The organism is Bradyrhizobium sp. (genome assembly GCF_016462955.1).
Taxonomy (GTDB): Bacteria; Pseudomonadota; Alphaproteobacteria; order Rhizobiales; family Xanthobacteraceae; genus Bradyrhizobium.
On the sequence record NZ_JAEMSD010000184.1, the window covers coordinates 8,037 to 10,777 of the forward strand.

2 protein-coding genes are annotated in these 2,741 nt (G+C 65.3%); both read left to right on the forward strand.

Features of this window, described 5'->3' with window-relative positions; all coding sequences use genetic code 11:
* Window positions 1–514: TAXI family TRAP transporter solute-binding subunit (locus JHD07_RS19380; RefSeq protein WP_291624746.1), on the forward strand; the 514-nt coding region annotated here is incomplete at its 5' end.
* Window positions 515–658: 144 nt separating this feature from the next.
* A partial coding sequence (locus tag JHD07_RS19385; RefSeq protein ID WP_291624747.1) for a TRAP transporter permease occupies window positions 659–2,741 on the forward strand: 2,083 nt, incomplete at its 3' end.

Consider the following 2,741-nt stretch of genomic DNA (forward strand, 5'->3'; position numbering starts at 1 on the left):
GTCGGGCACCGAGCTGAATTCGCGGGCGATCCTGGCCGCGGCCGGCATGAGCTACAAGGATCTCGGCAAGGTTGAGTATCTGCCCTTCGCCGAATCCGTCGACCTCATGAAGAACCGGCAGCTCAACGCCACGCTGCAATCGGCCGGTCTCGGCGTCGCCTCCCTCAAGGACCTCTCGACCTCGAGCCCGATCACCGTGGTGTCGGTGCCGAAGGAGACGGTCGACAAGATCGGGCCGCCCTTCGTCGCGGCGACGATTCCCGCCAACACCTATGCCGGCCAGGACAAGGACGTGCCGACGGCGGCCGTGATCAACTATCTCGTCACCAGTTCCGCGGTATCGGACGATCTCGCGTATCAGATGACCAAGCTGGTCTACGAATCGCTGCCGGAACTCGTCAACGCGCATGCGGCCGGCAAGGAGATCAAGCTCGAGACCGCGGCCGCCGGCAGCCCGGTCCCGCTCCACCCCGGCGCGATCCGCTATTACAAGGAGAAGGGGCTGATCAAGTAAGATCGGTTCTCTCCGTATCGTCATGCCCGGGCTTGTCCCGGGCATCCACGTTCTTGGAGGCAGCGTAACCGTGGATGGCCGGGACAAGCCCGGCCATGACGTGTGCGGGGACGGCCTTTGTTTTAACGGCGCGGGGATATATCGATGTCGCAGGCAGAGGCTATTGAAGCTGCGCCCGAGAAAGTAAAAGTCGAGTTCGACAATTTCGAGCATGGTTTTCCGGAAGGCTTCGGTCCCGGCTGGTGGGGCAGGCTCGCCTACTGGATCGGCATCGCCTTCGCCACGTTCCAGCTCTATGTCGCCGCCTTCAACTATCTCCCAAGCCAGGTGGTGCGCGGCGTCCATGTCGGCTTCCTCGTTCTCCTCACCTTCGGCCTGATCGCCAACTTCACGGCCAAGAGCAATGTCGGCCGTGCGCTGGGCTGGGTGATCGGCGGCGCCGGCTTCTTCTGCGGCCTCTACCAGTGGATCTTCTACGCCGACCTGATCGCGCGCGACGGCGATCCGACCCGGCTCGATCTCGTGGTCGGCACGCTGCTGGCGGTGCTGATATTCGAGGGCACGCGGCGCCTGATGGGCGCGGCGCTGCCGCTGATGTGCGGCGCGTGCCTGGTCTACTGGTTCTTCGGCCAGTACCTGCCGTCGCCGCTCAACCATCGCGGCTATGATTTCGACCAGGTCATCACCCACCTGTCGTTCGGCACGGAAGGCTTCTACGGGGTGCCGGTCTACGTCTCGGCGACCTACATCTTCCTGTTCATCCTGTTCGGCTCGTTCCTGGAGCGCGCCGGCATGATCCAGCTGTTCACCGACGTATCGCTCGGGTTGTTCGGCAGAACCCGCGGCGGACCGGCCAAGGTCGCGGTGTTCGCCTCGGGCATGATGGGCACGATCTCGGGCTCGGGCGTTGCGAACGTCGTCACCGTCGGCCAGTTCACGATTCCCCTGATGATCAGGTTCGGCTATCGCCGCGCCTTCGCCGCCGGTGTCGAGGCCACGGCCTCGATGGGCGGACAGATCATGCCGCCGGTGATGGGCGCGGTCGCCTTCATCATGGCGGAAACGCTGGGGGTTCAGTACTCGGAGATCGTCAAGGCGGCGGCGATCCCCGCGATCCTCTATTTCGCATCGGCGTTCTGGATGGTGCATCTGGAAGCCGGCAAGCACGGTCTCGTCGGCATGAAGCGCTCGGAGATCCCGAGTGCGTGGAGAGCGCTGGTGACGCGCTGGTACCTCGTGCTGCCGCTCGCCGCGCTGGTCTACATGCTGTTCGAGGGCTTCACGCCGCTCTATGCCGGCAGCATGGGCCTTTCGCTGACGGTGACGTTGATCCTCGGCACGGCCATCACGACGGGCGCGTCCTCCAACGTGATCCGCTACATCTTCTGGATCGGGCTCGCGCTCGTCGTCGCCGCGCTGTCGCGGGACGGTCTTCAGATCGCGCCGGTCGCCACGGTCGTCGTCGGCCTGATCGTGATCACGGCCTTCGTGCGCGGCGGCTTTGCGGCGTTGCGCGCCTGCCGCGATGCGCTGGCCGAGAGCGCGAAATCCGCCATCACCGTCGGCATGGCCTGCGCCATCGTCGGGGTCATCATCGGCATGATGTCGCAGACCGGCGTCGGCACCATCTTCGGCGGCTGGGTGATCGGGCTCGGCGAGAAGAGCCTGTTCCTGGCGCTTGTCATGACCATGCTGCTGTCGATCCTGCTCGGCACCGGCATTCCGACCATCCCGACCTACATCATCACCGCCGCGCTCGCCGCACCGGCGCTCGCCAAGCTCGGAGTGCCGCTGATCGCGAGCCACATGTTCGCGTTCTACTACGGCATCATGGCCGACCTCTCACCCCCGGTGGCGCTGGCCGCGCTTGCGGCGGCGCCGATCGCGAAGGAGAATCCGGACAAGATCGGCTGGGAGGCGATGCGCATCGCGCTCGCCGGCTACGTCATCCCGTTCATCTTCGTCTATTCGCCGGCCTTGATGCTGCAGGCTGGCGATCCCATGGCGGCCAAGCTCGGCTTCTATGGCGCAGTGGCGCTGGCGAGCTTGAAGGCGCTGGTGGCGATCGGCTTGTTCGGCATGGTCGCGATCGGCTTCCTGTTCACGCGCATGACGCTGATCGAGCGGCTGGTCGCGCTCGGAGGCGCATTCTGCCTGCTCGGCGAATTCCCGTTCAGCGACACCGCGGGCTTCGTGCTCGCTGCGGCCCTCGTGCTGTGGCAATGGC